The following is a 16,468-nucleotide window of genomic DNA, read 5'->3' on the forward strand; positions in this document are numbered from 1 at the left end:
GGGAGCATCTGTGAAATTCCACCTGAGCATAGTAGCTGCTTGCTGTCTTGCGGCTTGCACTGAGAGCGTATATTCGCAGCCAGATGAATCCAATGCTGTAAAGCATGGCGCTGCGGCAAATCTCGAATACAAAGCTGTCTTTTCTAGGTCGAAGAAGCCTTGCTCCGAGGATTATTCGACTGCGCCATACATACAGTGCATGAGTATAGATCTCACGGAAATCGAGAAGCATGTTGACGCATTCGTAGAGAACCTGCGCGGCGTAACGGGCTCACAAAAGGAACTGGATGCACTGAACCAAACCGACAAAAACTGGCGTGCTTACCGCGAAAGTATATGTGTGCTGCCCTTTGCGAGAGGTCAGGGAACAAGCGATGGGCCAATGTCGGTGGAGTGCCGATGGGATATTAACCGAGCCTACTTGCAACAGCTCAGTGGAATTTATAATCTCTCGCAGTTTCCAAACCGCAGTCCTGACCAATAGGGCAGAGAGATTGTCTCAAACTATCTCCGTGGCCAGCAGATCCGCTATGGTTTCCCTCCGGCGAATCAGGCGGGCTTTGCTTCCTTCTACGAGCACTTCGGCTGGGCGCGGGCGGGTGTTGTAATTTGAGCTTTGTGCCATGCCGTATGCGCCTGCGTCGAGCAATGCGAGCAGATCGCCGGGCTGTATGGGGCCGAGCGCACGGTCGCGTGCGAAGAAGTCGCCTGTCTCGCAGACTGGGCCGACGACGTCTACGGTGCGTGGCTTGCCTGCTCGTGGCTTTACCGGGACGATCTCGTGATATGCCTGATAGAGCGCGGGGCGGATGAGGTCATTCATTGCGGCGTCGGTGATCACGAAGGTCTTTTTGCCGTTGCGCTTTACGTTTACGACGCGCGTGAGCAGCGCGCCGGCTTGCGCAACTAGAAAGCGTCCGGGTTCGATGAGGAGACGGCCGTTGAAGCCGTGGAGAGCTGTGTTGATGGCTCTTGCGTAAGACTGCACGCGCTTTTTGGGGTCGAATGCGCGTGCGTGATAGTCGATGCCGAGGCCGCCGCCGGCGTCGATGGTGTGGATTGCGATGCCTGCGCGTTCGAGTTGGCGCACGAGCGTGTGGACGCGGTCGAGGGCTGCGCCGAATGGGGCTGCGGAGGCAATCTGTGAGCCGATGTGTACGCTGATTCCGTGCGGATCCAGCCAGCGGTTTTGGGCGACGCGCTTGTACATTGCGAATGCGGTCTTCATGGACACGCCGAACTTGTGCTCATGCAGGCCGGTGGAGATGTATGGGTGTGTTTCGGCGAAGACGTCTGGGTTGACGCGGATTGAGAAGCGGGCTTTTTTGCGGAGCTTTCGTGCGCGGGCTGCGAGGAGGTCGAGTTCGGCTTCGCTTTCCACGTTGAAGGAGAGAATTTCGGAGTTCAGCGCAAGGTCGATTTCGGCGGCTGATTTGCCCACGCCGGAGAAGACTACGCGGCCTGCGGCGTGAGGGGCTGCGGCGAGCACGCGCTGCAGTTCGCCGCCGGAGACGATGTCAAAGCCTGCGCCGTGCTCTGCCAGCAGCTTGAGGATTGCGAGGGCTGAGTTGGCCTTTACGGCGTAGCAGACGAGGTGTTCGCGTTCTGCGAATGCTGACTGAAACATTTGCAGGCGCTCGACGATCTGGCCGGCAGAATAAACATAGAGCGGAGTGCCGAATTTTTTTGCCAGTGTCTCCAGTGAAACTGCTCCGCAGTGCAATGCAGCATTGGGCCGCGGATGTGAAAAGGGACGTGCGGAAGGGGTGCGATCAGTGGGTGTGAGTGCTGTCAACGGTAACTTCCTGGGAGAGATTTCTTACTTGAGCGTATCGCATTGAGCTGAAGATGGGTGGTTTTCAGTTGCGAAGTTGAGGGGGGCTTTTGGGTATCCCTGGTCTTAAAATCGAGACCAGGGGCACCCGGCGCCCGGCACCCGGCGTGAAGCAACGCGGTAATCAGCTGCGAGCCCTTACACCAAATTAAAAATGCTTCATTCCTGCAACCTCGTTGATACAAGTTGCGTATTGCTGAGTATGAGAAAACCTTTGGTTCGAGTTCGAGAATGCGCTGCTGCGGTGGTGACGGTGCTGGCGCTTGGCGGGACAGGAGGATGCATAGCGCAGGGGCAGGATGCAGGGAAATCTGTGCTGGCAAAGGCGATGGCGGGGGACGCAGACCCAGACTGGGAAGTTGCTACGGTGAAAGCGAGCGATCCGAGCGGCATGGGGAGGCAGCATATTCACTTGCAAGGGCGACACGTATTGCTGGCGGATACTACGGTGGAGGAGTTTTTACTGCTCGGTTATGGCGTGCAGAAGAGCCAGCTTGTGGGAGAGCCGGAGTGGGTAAAGACTACGCGTTGGAATGTGGACGGCGTTTCGAACATGGACAGTCAACCGAGTTGGAAGCAGTTGCAGGGGATGATTCAGAAGATTCTTGCAGAGAGATTCGGTTTAGAGCTACACCACGAACAGAGGGAGTTGCCGGTGTTCGCGCTGACGGTAGCCAAGGGCGGCCCAAAGATGATTGCCAACACAAGCGACCCGAACGGATGGTTACAACAGCAGAATGGCGGCACAGATGGTCGCCACGTGGAATCGCTCAAGAATACTTCCATGGCGGATTTGGCGCTCATCCTGCAATTTCATGTTGACCGGCCTGTGGTCGATCAGACCGGACTCAAAGGACGTTACGATTTCAAGCTGCAGTGGACGGTGGACGATGGCGATGCGCAGACAGCAGAACCAGATGCGCCGCCGGGGTTGTTTACGGCCATCCAGGAACAAATCGGGCTGAAATTGGAACGTGTGAAGGCGCCAGCGGATGCTTTGGTGATCGATAAGGTGGAGAAGCCAGGAGCGAACTGATGGGACGCGGCAGGTCTGTGGCTGTTGGTTTCATAAATCACAGAGCTGTAGCTTTGGCCATTTGGTACTACGGACTCAAACTGACCCGCTAGCAACGTTGCGCTTTTAAGCTGGATTGCTCTGATGGACCCATGCTGAGAAGATCTCTGCGACTCGCTCCGGCTGTTCATACGCGGCAAAGTGTCCTGCATCGGCGAGCAAATGAAAATCGCATCCGCCTGGCGCAGACTTGAATGCTTTCATCTCTGCTGCGGTTACGGCTCCATCTTCACCGCCGGCAATTGCCAGCATTGGAACGGAAATGGTTGCGACTGTGGGAAGGGAATCAGGGCGTGTAGCCAATCCTGCCTGCACGGCTACTAAGGCATCTACGTTTAGTGTCATTCGCGAGCGAACTTCGGCCACTCTTTGTGGGTGTTTCACCTGTGCGGTTTTTCCTACCAGTGATTGCGCCATGTCTTCAAAGATTCCGGCGACACCTTCTGTTCGGGCGCGGGCGATGTTTTCTGCGCGTTTTTGCTGGCCTTGCGGTGTGTCCGGCTGCGGCTTGGAACAGATGAAGGCTAGAGCCTGTATTCGTTGTGGAATCTGTCGCCAAAGCTCGAGTAGCACGTATCCGCCAATGGAGCAGCCGGCGAAAACAGCGCGATCAAAGTGGAGATGATCGAGAAGCGTCACGATGTCGCTTGCGTATTGCGCCATGGAGAGCACCGGCGCATCCGGTGCGAGCGAGAAGGCCCCCTTCGGCAAATCCGTACCCAGTTCGGAAGCGCCATGCCCGCGCAGGTCAGGCACAATCGCTTGTATGCCCGAAAGCCGCTCGATGAGCGGACGCCAGTAATCATGATCGAGTGGCGTGGGGTGCAGGAAAATGACCGGAATTCCTGTTCCAAGGATCCAGTAGCTTAGGTGTGCAGTGCCGGAACTGTATTCAGCCTTCATGCGCTTGGCGGGGGTGTCGTATACGGGCCGGGCATGGGGCTGGGCATTACAACAGACTCCTCCGGAATGCCCACCCAGCATGCAATGTAGGCGACGGCAACCACTCCACCTGAAAAGATGAGGCCGAGGACGGAAAGGACGCGGATGACACTCAAATCCCAGCCATACGCCTGCGACAAGCCGATGCAAACTCCGGCAATCTGCCGCCCAACGAGCGGGCGCACCAGCGGGCGCGCAGCCGCGTAGGGGGCTGATATGGTTGCGCCGCAGCTTGAGCAGAATCGCGCTCCCGCAGGAAGTCCTGTGCCGCAGCGTGTGCAGAAAACAGCCACTTGTTGCCTCCTCTGAAGTCCACTCAAGCATACGTTGGAACAGAGCGCTCGGTTCCATGCGACCTTCAGTTTCCGTGGTACGGAGACCGCAGATATTTTCGCGCTGTATCGGCACGGGTGGTCTCAGGGCCCGCATCGATCGCCATCTGGTAGTCGTGTGTGGCAAGCTGCCGCTCGTTGAGCAGATCGTGGCATTGTCCGGCGGCCAGCAGCGTGCGAATTTTGAGTTCTGGCGAAACGCCGGGCGTGGAGGCTGCTTTTTCATAGGCGTCTGCCGCATCCTTGTACTGGCGCTGGCCACGGAGGGCATCGCCGAGCCCAAAATATGCCAGTTCCAGCCGTGCTGAGGCAAAGTAGCCAGGCTTTTGCGCACTGGCGAGAAGCTCGCGATAGGCATCTACCGCGGCCATGCCTTCGCCGGCATCCTTGCGGAGATTTGCCTCTTCCAGGCAGAAAAGAAAATCGCGCGGGTACTGCGCCTTCAAGGCGCGGACCACCTGAATTGCTTCCTGGTATTTGGATTCGCGGCGTAGAAACAGTCCAATGACGGTGCGCGACTCCACGCTGGTAATGGTGCCGTGCTCGCCCGCATCGTGCAGCATGGCGAGGCCCTTGGACTTTGATCCGGTGATGCCGGCGAAGCCTATCAAAATCTTGAAGGGAAACGGGAGCGCGCCGACTACGTATTCATAGACGCCTGCGACGAGGTTGGCATCAGCGTAGTTCGGGTCGAGTTGCAGCACCTTCTGATGGTCTTCTCTGGCTTTTGTGGCCAGCTTAAAGCCTGCGCTGTAAGCCCGTTCGACCATGCCCATGTAAGCGACGCGCAGGGCGCGCGCCCAGCCGCGCGCAAAGAGAGCATCTATGTCATTTGGGTTCTGCTGGATGCGCCAGTCGGCTTCATGTACTGCTTCATCGGAGAGCGAGAAGATGCGGTCGCGGATTTTGGGGTCTTCGTTGCCGGCGTGCTTGCCGGAGAGAAAGCCATCGTTGGCGTAGAAGGTTGTGTCCAAAAGATCCTGGCGGTAAAGCTCCTGAAAGACCACTGCGTCAAGCAGCAGGGCCGCGGCCTGGGGGTCGCCGGGGTGCAGATCGTGAAAATGCTCAAAGCGAGAGACGGCGCCGGGATAGTCCAGCAGGTAGAAATGCTCAAAAGCCTCTTTCACCAGGGGGTCGAGGTTGAGTGGATTCGTATGCGCCGCCGAGGCAATGGGGCTGGCAACGGCGTGGGGAGGCTGAGTTGCGTTCCATAAAGCGAGGAGGACCACAAGAGCTATAACGAACCGCGATGCCTTCATGCCTGAGTGACTCTCCTTATACTGCACTTGTTTAATTTTATGGGGCAGCGGCGCGGAGGGTGAATTCCGCGCGCGTGGCAGAAACCGCAATATAACCGGCATTTTTTCCTGTAGATTACAAATTTATTTTCAAGCTGTCCTACGATAGAGATATGGCTGTTCCTGGAGTTCATTCCTATCTGCACCATGCGGCCCCTCAGGATGAGGCGCGCGAGCGAGCCCGTCAGCGGCTCATTGTGGCACTGGATGCGCCGGATGCCGCCTCCGCACAGGCGATGGTGGACCGGCTGGACGGAAGATGCGCCTGGTTCAAGGTGGGGCTGGAGCTTTTTGTGGCCGCGGGGCCGGCGGTCATTGAGCCGCTGCTGAAGCAGGGCCATCAGGTCTTTCTCGATCTCAAGCTGCACGACATTCCGAATACGGTAGCGGGGGCGGTGCGGTCGGCTGCTGCGCTCGGTGTGAAGCTGCTGACGGTTCATGCCGCCGGAGGCCCGGCTATGCTGGCTGCCGCGCAGGATGCGCTGGCGGGGGTAGCAAATCCGCCGGTGCTGCTGGCGGTGACGGTGCTGACGAGCATGGATGATTCGCAACTGAAAGCCATTGGGGTACACCGGTCATCGGCGCACCAGGTGGAACTGCTGGCCAAGATGGGGCTGGGTGCGGGGATTTGCGGATTTGTGTGCTCGCCGCTGGAGGTGGCTGCGCTGCGGCAGATCACTGGGCCGGAGGGTGTGCTGGTGACGCCTGGAATTCGTCCCGCGAACGGAGCGGCTGGAGACCAGAAACGAATTGCTACGCCCGCCGAGGCGCTGCTGCAGGGAGCAAGCTACCTTGTGGTGGGCCGGCCGATTACGCAGGCTGCTAATCCGGCTCAGGCGGCAGAGGCGATTCTGGAAGAGATGGCTGAGGTGGCTTGAGGCTGGAGCGGATTTTTGTCCGGTTTACTGAAGCTTGCTGGTATCGAACCGCCTCAACGCACAACGTTGCTTATTTCATTGTGAAACCGCACTGGGTTCGCACAGCAACTTCGGAAGCAATCCTCCGAAGGGCAGCGAGAACACTTCTTAATCTGTCGTATTGTCGCTTGCAGGTTGTGCGCTGGTCACTTGCCAACCGCTATTCGTCTTCACAAGCGTAGCAGCGGAAGACTGTTGGCCTGAGTTTTCGGTTGCGATCTTGGGAAACGCTGTCTTCATCTCTGTCGAATTAGCCCAGTCCGGCACGCTTGCCACATCATAGTGATAATTCACGGTGAACTGCGTAGCATCGGGATTGTCCGCGGGAGTGAAGCTATCGACAGTGGTCACTTCTCGGTGCCCTAAGCAGAAGTTGCCGTATCCCGGCTGCGTCTGATCTGCCATCCAGGTGGTGCGGCCCTTGTCGGAGAGATCGTAATCGTTGACCTGCTTGGAGCCGATGAGGAAGCGCTTTTTCTCCGCTGACTTACGTACCAGAAGTCCCGCATCGGTGAGTGCATCGAAGCCCTTGGTCTGATCGTCATTCGATGTGTCAGCCTGTGCGGGGAACTTGATCGGGCTCGACCACAAGCACACCTGCCGCGCCTGGTAATAGTCGTTGATTGCCGATTTGAACGCGCTCTTGTCTACGATATTCGTATGGCGGCATCCCGCTGCGATGAGCATTGCGCCGCATGCTGCCAATCCAAGAATATATTTAGCTTGCATAGAGAAAATCTCCCTGCAAGCTAAGATGCAAAACCGGGCGTGCCCGTTATTTCTCAATGAAAATAGTCGGGATCTGTGGGTTCGTTAGAGCCGAAGAGAATGCGAATCAGTTATGAGCTTTTCAACTCTGGAAAGAAATAACTTCAGTACGGGAGAGTGGTTGGTTTTCCGATAGCCGATCGATAGATCGATCTTTGGTCCGGTGCCTTGCAGCGGGCGGGTTGTGACGGATTCGGGAAGGAAGGTTTTTGCGTAACGGGGCAGGAGGGCGATGCCCTGCGTGGAGGCGATGAGAGACATTACGCCGCCAAGATTGTCGACTTCATGGCTTGGTTTGATTTCGATGTGATGGTCTTTGAGATATCTGTCTATCGTTCGGCGGAGCGCGGGCTGTTTTCCTGAGATGCTGAGAGCTGTTCCGGAGACGCTGATGAAGGTTTCGTGGACAATTTCCTGAACACGGATTGTGCTTTTGGCGGCGAGAGGATGATTTGAGGGCAGGAACACTTCGAATGATTCTTCGACGAGCGTTCTGAATTCCAGATCGTTGCTGCCATCTTCTCTGCGGAGGAAGGCCACATCGATGCCGCCATGTAGGAGAGCGGCTGCGAGCTGAGGGGAATTCTGAGTGGAGATCACGATATGAATATTGGGTAGTTCGTCGCGAAGAAGCTTCAGGGTCTCGGGAGCCATGTGGTGTCGTGGCCGATCATGAAGCCTAACGCGAAGGATGGCTTTGCTGGATGAGCTATTTGCCGGGCGGATTGAACAGCGGCCTCTGCCTGGGAGAGCATAACGCGTGCATGGTCGAGAAATACGCGGCCCGCAGGTGTCAGCTCGACGCCCCTTGATCCTCTGACGAGGAGTGGCGTGCCGACCTCGTTCTCAAGGTCGCGGATCTGCCGGCTCAAGGAGGGCTGCGTTGTATGCAGCTTCATTTCTGCCGCAAGCTTGAGGCTTCGCGCTTCTGCTACGGCTACAAAATAACGAAGATGTCTGAGTTCCAAACCTCACCTCTGCTTGAAAAGCATACCCTGTGAGCCTACAAAGCAATGTTATCGATGACGTTTTGAGTTATGGTCAGGGAGGCTGTCCTTCGCGCAGCGACGTCTGGCTGTAAGCAGGAATCGCGACAGCTTTCGCTTTTACTCTCTGTTGACCTGAAGCACACACCATTTGCTTAACCGAAAGGAAAGGATATATGTCTCATTCACTTAAAGGAGAAGTTGCGCTTGTTACAGGTGGATCGCGCGGAATCGGCGCGGCTATTGCGAAACGGCTGGCCGCGGATGGAGCCAACGTCGCCATCACGTATGCAAAGGATGCTGAGTCTGCTTCTGCTGTGGTGAAGGCGGTTGAAGGATTCGGCGGAAAGGCAGTTGCTATCCAGGCGGATGCCGCCAATGCGGAAGCTGTGAAGAGTGCGGTGGAGAAGGCTGTTGCAGCGCTGGGGAAGCTGGATGTGCTGGTGAACAATGCGGGTACGGCAATTCCGAAGCCATTTATTGAGGCGACGTTGGAAGAGTTGGACCACATCCTGAATCTCAATGTGCGCGGCGTATTTGTTACGACGCAGGCGGCGCTGAAGCACATGAATGACAATGGACGCATCATCTTGATCGGTTCATGCGTGGGCGAAAAGAACATGACGCCGGGGCTGGCCGCATATGCAGCAACCAAGGGAGCGGTCAAGATGTTTGCGCAGAGCCTTTCGCGAGAAGTGGCAGACCGCGGCATTACGGTTAACAATGTGCAGCCTGGGCCGATTGACACGGATCTGAATCCGGCTGCTGGTGATTGGGCAACGCCTCAAATATCCGCTACCGCGCTGAAGCGTTACGGGAAGGTAGATGAGGTTGCTGCGCTGGTGGCGTTTGTCGCAGGGGCGGAATCTTCTTACATCACCGGCGCTAATCTCACCGTGGATGGCGGGACAAATGCGTGATGGAGTTGCGGCGTAGTTGAAACAATGTCCTGATACGGAGCAAAACTTCGGGCCTACAGCTTGCGCTGCATGATGAGCAGGTCGTGCCACTGGCCGAATTTGTAGGTGGCATCCGGCAGCAGGCCTGCGCGCTGAAAGCCGAGCGCCGCGTGCAATGCGACGGAGACAGGGTTGACTCCGAGAATGCAGGCCACCATGGAGTGGCAGGCTCGTTCTCGGCACTGAGCGATCAGTTGCGCGAGCAGGAGCTTGCCGACTCCATGACCGATGCAGTCCGGGCGCACGTAAATGGAATCTTCGACGGTGCCCTGATAGGCTTCACGCGGGCGGAACTGAGAAGCATAACAATAACCGACAACGTAGCCCTCAAGCTCGGCGACAAGATAGGGCAGCTTGCGATCACGCGCGGCACGCCAGCGGCGAAGCATCTCGGACTCTTCCGGAAGGGTGATCTCGGATGTTGCGGTGCTTGTGGTGACGAAGAGCGAGTAGATGGAAGTGATGTGGGGAATATCTCGCGAAGCGGCTGGACGGACGAGGCATTGCGACGAGCCGTAAGCGTTTTTTCCGGCAAGGACTGGTTCGGCATTAACTACGCTGCTGCTGGTTCCCATTTGTCCTGAATCCGAGACGGCCTCCGTGTGGAGTGGATTGGGTTCTCACCCTGCCTCTGCCGAACCGGATCGTTGCAACACTTCCAGTACACTCCGAAACACATAAAAAAAGGATAAATCTCGCGTCGTGGTTTTCTTAAGCCGGCTTTCTTACTGGCTTTCTTAAGAGATGCGAGGCTTACTTTCCGCCTGCGCTTGTTCCATTGCGCGGTTGTGTGTCGATGGCGTTGCACATAGAGAGAGCAAGCAGCGGGTATGCCGTGCCGCTGTAGGTGATGAACTGCCAGCCGTCGCGGCTGAGAGAGCGGGTGTACCACCGGCCTGAGGCGCGCTGGTTGGCTTGCAGCCAGGCGACGCCGCGCTGAATGCGAGGATCGCCGGCCGGGACGCCGGTTTTTCTGAGTGCGATGATGGCGAGGCCGGTCATGTGGCCATCGCTGGGTGGGTTGTGGAACTCGGGCTCCGCGCGAAGCTTCTCAGCGTGGTTGCCGGTGCCCCATTCCTCGGGTTTGGCGAAGGCGCGGATGGACCAGCCGCCATCCGGCTGCTGATGGCTGAAGACCATCGCGGTGAGTTCGCGCATTCTGGCTGCATCGAGAAGGCCGGGGTATTCGGCTGCGGTCCAGAGCAGGTCAGTGCGGTCGTAGTCGCCCTGCATTTTGGCTTGAGAGCGAAGGAGGTTTTCGAGCAGATGAATGTGGGGCTCGTTGGGAGTGCCATGTTGCGCGGCAAGCCAGCCGGGGGCATTGGCCGCTGCACGGGCGGCGACGGTGGCAAGCTGGAAGGAGTTCGATTCGAGCGGAGGATTGTTGGGGTCGTCGATGTACCAGTCGCCTGCGGGGCGCTGCAGCCTGAACATGAGGTCGAGGGCTTGCGCGGTTTCCGGCGAGAGCTTGTGCGTGACGTTTGCATCCCAGATGGCGAGGCCGGCAGCGATATAGACGACCTGGGAGACCGCAGGCTCCCATTTGGGATCGTCAAGATCGGGAGTCATCTGCTCGCGGAGCGCGCTAATGAAGAAATCATGCAGCTCCTTCCGCGGCGCGCCGAACTGAGAGGTGAGCATGGGGCGGATGACCATGTAAGTGCCGTTGGTGTGGCAGGCTACGCAATGGCTTTCGTTGGTCCAGGCAATGGCGCCCTGTTCGAGATAGGTGAGTGCAAGTTTGGTGGATAAGGGAATGACCGGCTCGTCGGGCGTGGGGCGGTAATACGTGGCGTCCTGATGGTGGTACTGATAGAGGAACGGCACACGCCATGCCTGGGAGGTTTCAGCCCGATGCAGCTCGACTTTAGAGACGGCGTTCTCGTAGCTTAAGGTGCCGTTGATGGTATCGCTGTCAGCAGAGATTACGGCGTCGAAGGCGCCCTTGCCATTGTTCAGGGAGAAGTGCAGATGGCTGGCGCTCGATGTGGGGGACTCGACGAGGGTGTGGTAGTCCGGGACGAACTCGATGTAAAGGTTCTTGGGCTGCCATTCGCCTTTTTCGGTCTTCCACATCTGCAGCACAGCGCGATGCTGCTCTGTGCCGGTCTGAATCGAACCTTGCCAGGTAGCAACGGGCCCTGTGGCGACAACGTTCTGAGCGGTTATGGTTGCGGCAAGCAGAGCAGGGAACAGGAATGCGGCAGCGAAGATGCGTTTCAAACGAGACCTCCAATTGCCTGCGCGCGGCATCTAGTTCAGTGCGGGAAAATGCGCGGCGATCGGCAGAGTTATGCTACTTCACAATGCGGAAAGATGGCTAGATAAAACGTTTGAGTGGATGGAATTCCGCAATTTCTGAAGTTTGTTCCATGCAAGCGTTCGCGCGCCGGACATATAGCGCTTCTATTTCTACGTGTATTCTTTGAGGGCTGTTCAAGAGGCAGCAGGCTTGCGGTCCTGCGATTTTCGACACTTTCCACCGGAGTTTCCCAGACAGTTTCCCAGACGAGGAGAAAAATTCGATGCCGATATTCACGACGAGCGACGGAGTGCAGATCTTCTACAAGGACTGGGGTCCGAAGGATGCCCAGCCTGTGGTGTTTCATCATGGCTGGCCGCTGGCGAGCGATGACTGGGACAACCAGACAATGTTTTTCCTGGCACAGGGCTATCGCGTGATTGCGCACGACCGGCGCGGGCATGGGCGATCGACGCAGACCGATATCGGCAACGATATGGATACGTACGCGGGCGACGTAATTCAGTTGGCGAAGGCGCTGGACCTGAAGAATGCGATTCATGTGGGGCACTCGACGGGCGGCGGCGAGGTGGCGCGCTATGTGGCGCGGGCTGAGCCGGGGCGCGTGGCCAAAGCGGTTCTGATTGGAGCCGTGCCGCCGATCATGGTGAAGTCGGAGACGAACCCCGGCGGGCTGCCGATCGAGGTCTTCGACGGTTTCCGCACTGCGCTTGCGGCCAACCGCGCTGAGTTCTATCGTGAGGTTCCATCGGGGCCGTTCTATGGATTCAACCGGCCTGGTGCGAAGGTTTCAGAAGGTATTGTCGGCAACTGGTGGCGGCAGGGAATGATCGGCGGAATCAAGGCTCAGTATGACTGCATCAAGGCATTCTCCGAGACTGACTTTACGGAGGACCTGAAGAAGTTCAATGTGCCGACGCTGATTCTGCACGGCGATGACGACCAGATTGTGCCGATTGCCGACTCCGCGCTGCTTTCAGCCAAGCTGGTGAAGAATGCGAAGCTGAAGGTGTATCCGGGATATCCGCATGGAATGGCGACGACGCATGCCGATGTGATCAACGCCGATCTGCTGGAGTTTTTCAGGAGCTAAAGCCCGTAACAGGGCCTGTTTGCGGTGAGTTGGCGGGAGTGCTGTCCCACCCATGCGCAAAAAAGCGCGCATGGATGGGGCACCCGGCTTTTTCTGACTCGTTTTCGAAGAGCTTAAAGCTTTTCAAAGAAATCGCAGGCCGAGCAGGAAATGTAGACGCCGCCGGGGATGTTACGCTCGCGGTCCTTGACGCGCTTGACGATGCGCGTGGTCTTGGAGCACTTGGGGCAATCTGTGGACTTGGTGGTGTCCATGATCTTCTTGCGGTCGCCTGTCTTTGCAATCTTTGCCATTGTGGGTGAATCTCCTTTTAGGGATTGTCTCTGCTCACGCGCGTGAGGGATCAAACGCGGCTTCAACGGCGCGGTTGCTCATCTCAAGCTGTCTCAAATGACACGGCAGAAGGGAGCGGAACTCGCTCCCTTGAGTTTACACGAGTCGGGATTTTTGAGCCCCGGTTTTCAATCCTGTTACGGGGCCGGAGTGGGCTGTTGATCCGATTGCGGAGACGGCGGCTGGGCAGGCGCTGGATTGGGTGCAGCAGGCTTCTGCTGTGGGGTCGAAGCAGGCTGCGCGGGCTGAGCCGGATTTTGAGCCGGTGCCTGATTGGGGTCCGTGGAGTCGGGCGCAGGCTGAGCCGGCTTGGGAGGGCGGTGGATTTCCAGATCGTCCGGCTTTTGCTGCGGGAACTGCACGGGCCCCATCTCGCCGCTTCCGGTGGGATTGCCGGGAATCGTATCTGCTGGCTTGTCGCCGGCGTGCTTCAAGCTGGGAGGAGCAGGCGCGGCCTGAGTATCGGGATCGTAGGTGGTGTCGCCCATGGCGATGGTACGCGTTCTGGTGGGTGTGAGTGGCGTGCCATCGGTGCGCATGAGGCCTGAGACCTCATCCTTGTCGAAGATGGCGACGGGCTCGCCGACTTTGGCGATTTCGAGGCGGATGACGCGGTTGCCGTTGATGCGGACAAACTCGACCGGCCTGGGTGGATCGCCGTAAATCCACTCCTCGAAAGGCATCTGTTCATCCATTTCGCGAATTTTTTTCTGCGGCTGACCCAGGGTGTAGAGCACCATTTCCGTACTCATTCCAACCATGACGTGATGGTTCAGGATGGCGTCTTTCAAAACGGGCGGCAGCGTATCTGTGAATGCCTGTACGGGCGTCTTTACGTCGAAGGAGATGAGCGGCGCGAGCAGCGCTTTAACCTGAGATCCGGTCAGTTCGGGCAACTGCTTTTGAAAGACCAGCGTGAGGCGCGCGCCGGCAGGCTCCTGGCCGTCGTCCTGCGACATGGGTGTCATCTGGGTGCCGCCGCCGACTTCAATGTGGCGCAGGAAGCGGTGCTTCGCGTCGGGGCCGCCGTTGAGATCAAAGACGATCTTATTGTGGTCGATCTTGATGTCTGAGAGCACGACGCGGTCGCCGGGTTTAGCGGAGACTCCGTATTCGGTGAGCATGTTCAGCCAGGCCTCGCCAGTGGGCTCCAATTTTCCGTTGGCGACGAGTGTGAGTCCCTTGTGGCCGCGGGGAAAAGGACGCATGGCAAAGCCCTGCTCCGCATCCAGGAGGCGGATGAGCTCAAGGCGGGTCTTGGAGTCGAGGACAGAGTTGTCGAGAGCTACATTGGTTGGCTGAATCGGCGCCAAGCGGCGATCGACGGTAGCCGTGGAACCGTCCTTGATGCGTCCGGAGGAGTCAATGGTGACGGCTTGCGCATGAAGTGCGGCAGGCGCGAGCAATAGAACGACGCTGCCTGCCAGAACGGCCAGGCTGTGAGCTGGGGATGAAGCCGGATTCGAGAAGGACCGGGGCATGGGCGCGCTCCCACACAACAGCATGGCGCAGACTTTAGTCCCAGGCAAGGGAAAAGGTCAAATTCGATTTGATCCGGTAACGGGTAGGAGGGAAGGATGCGCGGCGGCTGGGTGTGAAAAGGCGAGTCTGGGATGGGAATCAGGGAAGATCGTTGCCCGTGCCGGCGCTTTGTTCCGGCTCGGGGGCCGGATGCCGGTCAGGGGCCTGGCTGACGGGAGTGGCGAGCGGGATGATCTGCACCAGTGCAGGCGGGGCGGGAGTGACCTCGCCCATGGCAGCCTCATGCTGTTTGCGCGCGGCGGCGTCGAGATCGACAGGGATTCCGCCGGGAATGATCTCCGGCGTGTTGTGGTGAAAGTTGAGGTCGTGGGTGATGCGGTAGACAAGAGGAATGGCGGCCAGCAGGACGAAAAAGGCGAACCAGCTACCATCCAAACCGAAGCCGCCGCCGGTAAGCCAGAATGAACCCATCGGGTTGCCCTCAACCACACTGGAATGTGAGCCGTTGCCGCTGATGGCGAGGCCGAAGAGCAAAGCGCGGCTGGCCTTCCAGCCGAAGTTGAGACCCCAGCTTACCCAGAGGGCTCTTGTCCGCAGGTACGCCGCGGAGAGCGCCAGACTCAAGGCGATGGCAACAAAGATGCTGGTGCCATTTGCGCCGGGCTGCAGACGTTCGAGCAGGGCATAGAGCAGCGCGAAACCGATGACGGCCACGCCGGAGCCAAGCGAGCGGGAAAGCCGCTGGAATCCGTAGCCGCGAAAGGCGACTTCCTCTACCAGCGTGAGCAGCAGAAAATAAGCGATATCGGCGGCGAGCCAGCCCCAGGCTGCCGGTTCCGGATGAAAACGGACCAGAATGCCGCCAAAGATCGCCATGGCAATGGCGCAAACCGCGGCAACGCCCCATCCGGTGGCCAGGCCCAGACCGAGTTCCCCGCGCCAGCCGGACCGAAAAGGCAGGCCCTGTGCGCGGATTGGGTGCGGTTGCCGGGCGAGTGAGAAGCCCATGCCGGCGTAACCGGCTAGCAGCAGAAAGGCGAGCGTAGCCTGCTCCACCAGCGGCTGCCAGGAGGCTGAGGCAAATATACCGGCTGCGCGGCGTGCCAGAACGCGCGCCGCGATGAAATAAAACAACGCGATCACGAACTCCAGGTATGCACGGACCCGGCTGTCTTGTTTACGCAGTTCGGTCATTGTCCTTTAAATACGAGAGCTGGCTTCTTCGGGAGTGGTCTGGCGCGGCTGCGGCGGGGTTTCCGTATAGAACTGCGCGAGGTTGCGGAATTTATTGCGACGCGTGGCGATCAGCAGGTCGAGCGGCATGGCCTTGAGCTCCGCCAGATGCCTGCGGATGGTATCGCCGAGCACAATGGCGCCGGCTTCGGGATCGGTATAAATGCCGCCTGGGGGCTCCGGGATGATGCCGTCTACGCAGCCGAGGTTCGCCACCTCCGGTGCGGTGATGCGCAGAGCGGCGGCGGCAAATTGCTTCTGGCCGGCGTCACGCCACATGATGGCGGCCGCGCCCTCCGGTGGAATCACGGAGTAGACGGCGGTCTCCAGGATGAGCACGCGGTCAGCGAGAGCAAGACCGAGCGCGCCGCCGGACCCGCCCTCGCCGGTGATGACGGAGATGGTGGGCACCTTGAGGCGCGACATTTCGAGGAGATTGCGGGCGATGGCTTCGCCCTGTCCGCGCTCTTCCGCACCAATGCCGGGGTAGGCCGCGGTGACATCAATGATGGCGATGACGGGGCGGTTGAATTTTTCTGCCAGCTTCATGGCGCGCAGGGCCTTGCGGTAACCCTCGGGGTTGGGCATGCCGAAGTTGCGCCGGACCTTTTCTTTGGTGGTGCCGCCCTTGCGAATGCCGATGACGAGGACTTCCTGTGTAGTTCCATCGGGCATGGCAAGGCGCGCCATGCCGCAGGCCACGGCTTCATCGTCGCCAAAGCGCCGATCCCCGTGAATCTCGCTGAAATCCGTAAAGATCCGGCCAATCAGGTCCATGGGGTAGGGCCGCTGTGGATGCCGTGCCCGCTCTACTCTCTCCCAGGCCGCGGCTACTGCCGCGGGAAGGGGCTTGCCTGCCTGCTCTTCGCTCATTGATACCTTGGGGGCCTGGTGCTCGAAGCCCTCCAGAGATTCTACGGGGTTGGGCCGCGGGCGACAAATACCGTGGCGGA

Annotated in this window: 18 protein-coding genes; 5 read left to right on the forward strand and 13 right to left on the reverse strand. The window is 58.6% G+C overall.

The annotated features are described in order from the left end of the window. Positions 1-10 precede the first annotated feature (10 nt). The gene (locus ABSG47_RS03030; RefSeq protein ID WP_424166208.1) at positions 11-484 is read left to right on the forward strand and encodes a lysozyme inhibitor LprI family protein; all 474 of its coding nucleotides are present in this window, start codon (positions 11-13) and stop codon (positions 482-484) included. A 15-nt stretch (positions 485-499) separates the two neighbouring features. Here the strand turns inward: ABSG47_RS03030 and lysA are convergent, their stop codons facing one another. Further along, positions 500-1,795, reverse strand: coding sequence for a diaminopimelate decarboxylase (lysA, locus tag ABSG47_RS03035; RefSeq protein WP_424166210.1), 1,296 nt, complete (start codon positions 1,793-1,795; stop codon positions 500-502). Between the two features lie 253 nt (positions 1,796-2,048). On the opposite strand from lysA, the gene ABSG47_RS03040 reads away from it, so the two are divergent. Then, positions 2,049-2,870 carry a TIGR03435 family protein gene (locus ABSG47_RS03040; RefSeq protein WP_424166213.1) on the forward strand — a complete coding sequence of 274 codons (822 nt, stop codon included), beginning with the start codon at positions 2,049-2,051 and terminating at the stop codon, positions 2,868-2,870. 105 nt (positions 2,871-2,975) lie between these two features. Here ABSG47_RS03040 and ABSG47_RS03045 read toward each other — a convergent pair whose 3' ends face one another. The 3 genes from ABSG47_RS03045 to ABSG47_RS03055 form a co-directional block, all read right to left on the reverse strand. Beyond that, positions 2,976-3,812, reverse strand: coding sequence for an alpha/beta fold hydrolase (locus ABSG47_RS03045; protein ID WP_424166215.1), 837 nt, complete (start codon positions 3,810-3,812; stop codon positions 2,976-2,978). Continuing rightward, positions 3,809-4,144: a PspC domain-containing protein gene (locus ABSG47_RS03050; RefSeq protein WP_424166217.1), complete on the reverse strand. Its 336-nt coding sequence runs from the start codon at positions 4,142-4,144 to the stop codon at positions 3,809-3,811. The genes ABSG47_RS03045 and ABSG47_RS03050 overlap by 4 nt, the downstream gene beginning before the upstream one ends. Before the next feature lie 65 nt (positions 4,145-4,209). Then, on the reverse strand, positions 4,210-5,442 hold the full coding sequence (locus ABSG47_RS03055; protein ID WP_424166219.1) for a tetratricopeptide repeat protein: 1,233 nt from the start codon (positions 5,440-5,442) through the stop codon (positions 4,210-4,212). Between the two features lie 152 nt (positions 5,443-5,594). Between ABSG47_RS03055 and pyrF the strand changes: the two genes are divergently transcribed. Continuing rightward, positions 5,595-6,359: an orotidine-5'-phosphate decarboxylase gene (gene pyrF, locus ABSG47_RS03060; RefSeq protein WP_424166223.1), complete on the forward strand. Its 765-nt coding sequence runs from the start codon at positions 5,595-5,597 to the stop codon at positions 6,357-6,359. Positions 6,360-6,506: 147 nt separating this feature from the next. Here pyrF and ABSG47_RS03065 read toward each other — a convergent pair whose 3' ends face one another. The 3 genes from ABSG47_RS03065 to ABSG47_RS03075 all read right to left on the reverse strand — a co-directional run bounded on the left by ABSG47_RS03065 (position 6,507) and on the right by ABSG47_RS03075 (position 8,134). Continuing rightward, positions 6,507-7,127 carry a hypothetical protein gene (locus ABSG47_RS03065; RefSeq protein WP_424166226.1) on the reverse strand — a complete coding sequence of 207 codons (621 nt, stop codon included), beginning with the start codon at positions 7,125-7,127 and terminating at the stop codon, positions 6,507-6,509. Positions 7,128-7,211: 84 nt separating this feature from the next. Further along, entirely contained in the window at positions 7,212-7,820 is a 609-nt protein-coding gene (locus ABSG47_RS03070) for a LysR substrate-binding domain-containing protein (protein WP_424166228.1), read from the reverse strand. After that, complete coding sequence (locus ABSG47_RS03075) at positions 7,802-8,134, reverse strand: LysR family transcriptional regulator (RefSeq protein WP_424166231.1); 333 nt, start codon at positions 8,132-8,134, stop codon at positions 7,802-7,804. The genes ABSG47_RS03070 and ABSG47_RS03075 overlap by 19 nt, the downstream gene beginning before the upstream one ends. 194 nt (positions 8,135-8,328) lie before the next feature. Here ABSG47_RS03075 and ABSG47_RS03080 point away from each other — a divergent pair, with 194 nt between their 5' ends. Beyond that, the gene (locus ABSG47_RS03080; protein WP_424166233.1) at positions 8,329-9,072 is read left to right on the forward strand and encodes a 3-oxoacyl-ACP reductase family protein; all 744 of its coding nucleotides are present in this window, start codon (positions 8,329-8,331) and stop codon (positions 9,070-9,072) included. Positions 9,073-9,125: 53 nt separating this feature from the next. Here the strand turns inward: ABSG47_RS03080 and ABSG47_RS03085 are convergent, their stop codons facing one another. Together ABSG47_RS03085 and ABSG47_RS03090 are read right to left on the reverse strand one after the other, a co-directional pair. Next, complete coding sequence (locus tag ABSG47_RS03085) at positions 9,126-9,686, reverse strand: GNAT family N-acetyltransferase (protein ID WP_424166235.1); 561 nt, start codon at positions 9,684-9,686, stop codon at positions 9,126-9,128. 178 nt (positions 9,687-9,864) lie between these two features. Beyond that, positions 9,865-11,334, reverse strand: coding sequence for a hypothetical protein (locus tag ABSG47_RS03090; RefSeq protein WP_424166238.1), 1,470 nt, complete (start codon positions 11,332-11,334; stop codon positions 9,865-9,867). A gap of 302 nt (positions 11,335-11,636) precedes the next feature. On the opposite strand from ABSG47_RS03090, the gene ABSG47_RS03095 reads away from it, so the two are divergent. Next, positions 11,637-12,467 (forward strand): alpha/beta fold hydrolase, encoded by an 831-nt coding sequence (locus tag ABSG47_RS03095; RefSeq protein ID WP_424166240.1) that lies wholly within the window; start codon positions 11,637-11,639, stop codon positions 12,465-12,467. A gap of 113 nt (positions 12,468-12,580) precedes the next feature. On the opposite strand, the gene ABSG47_RS03100 is transcribed toward ABSG47_RS03095, so the two are convergent. The 4 genes from ABSG47_RS03100 to ABSG47_RS03115 form a co-directional block, all read right to left on the reverse strand. After that, positions 12,581-12,760, reverse strand: a complete 180-nt coding sequence (locus ABSG47_RS03100) for a hypothetical protein (RefSeq protein WP_424166242.1) — start codon at positions 12,758-12,760, stop codon at positions 12,581-12,583. 177 nt (positions 12,761-12,937) lie between these two features. Beyond that, positions 12,938-14,281 carry a hypothetical protein gene (locus ABSG47_RS03105; RefSeq protein WP_424166244.1) on the reverse strand — a complete coding sequence of 448 codons (1,344 nt, stop codon included), beginning with the start codon at positions 14,279-14,281 and terminating at the stop codon, positions 12,938-12,940. A gap of 139 nt (positions 14,282-14,420) precedes the next feature. Continuing rightward, positions 14,421-15,476 (reverse strand): CPBP family intramembrane glutamic endopeptidase, encoded by a 1,056-nt coding sequence (locus tag ABSG47_RS03110; RefSeq protein ID WP_424166247.1) that lies wholly within the window; start codon positions 15,474-15,476, stop codon positions 14,421-14,423. 6 nt (positions 15,477-15,482) lie between these two features. Then, positions 15,483-16,388, reverse strand: coding sequence for an acetyl-CoA carboxylase carboxyltransferase subunit alpha (locus ABSG47_RS03115; protein ID WP_424166249.1), 906 nt, complete (start codon positions 16,386-16,388; stop codon positions 15,483-15,485). Positions 16,389-16,468: the final 80 nt, after the last annotated feature.

It is taken from the genome of Occallatibacter sp., from assembly GCF_049510455.1.
Lineage (GTDB): Bacteria > Acidobacteriota > Terriglobia > Terriglobales > Acidobacteriaceae > Telmatobacter.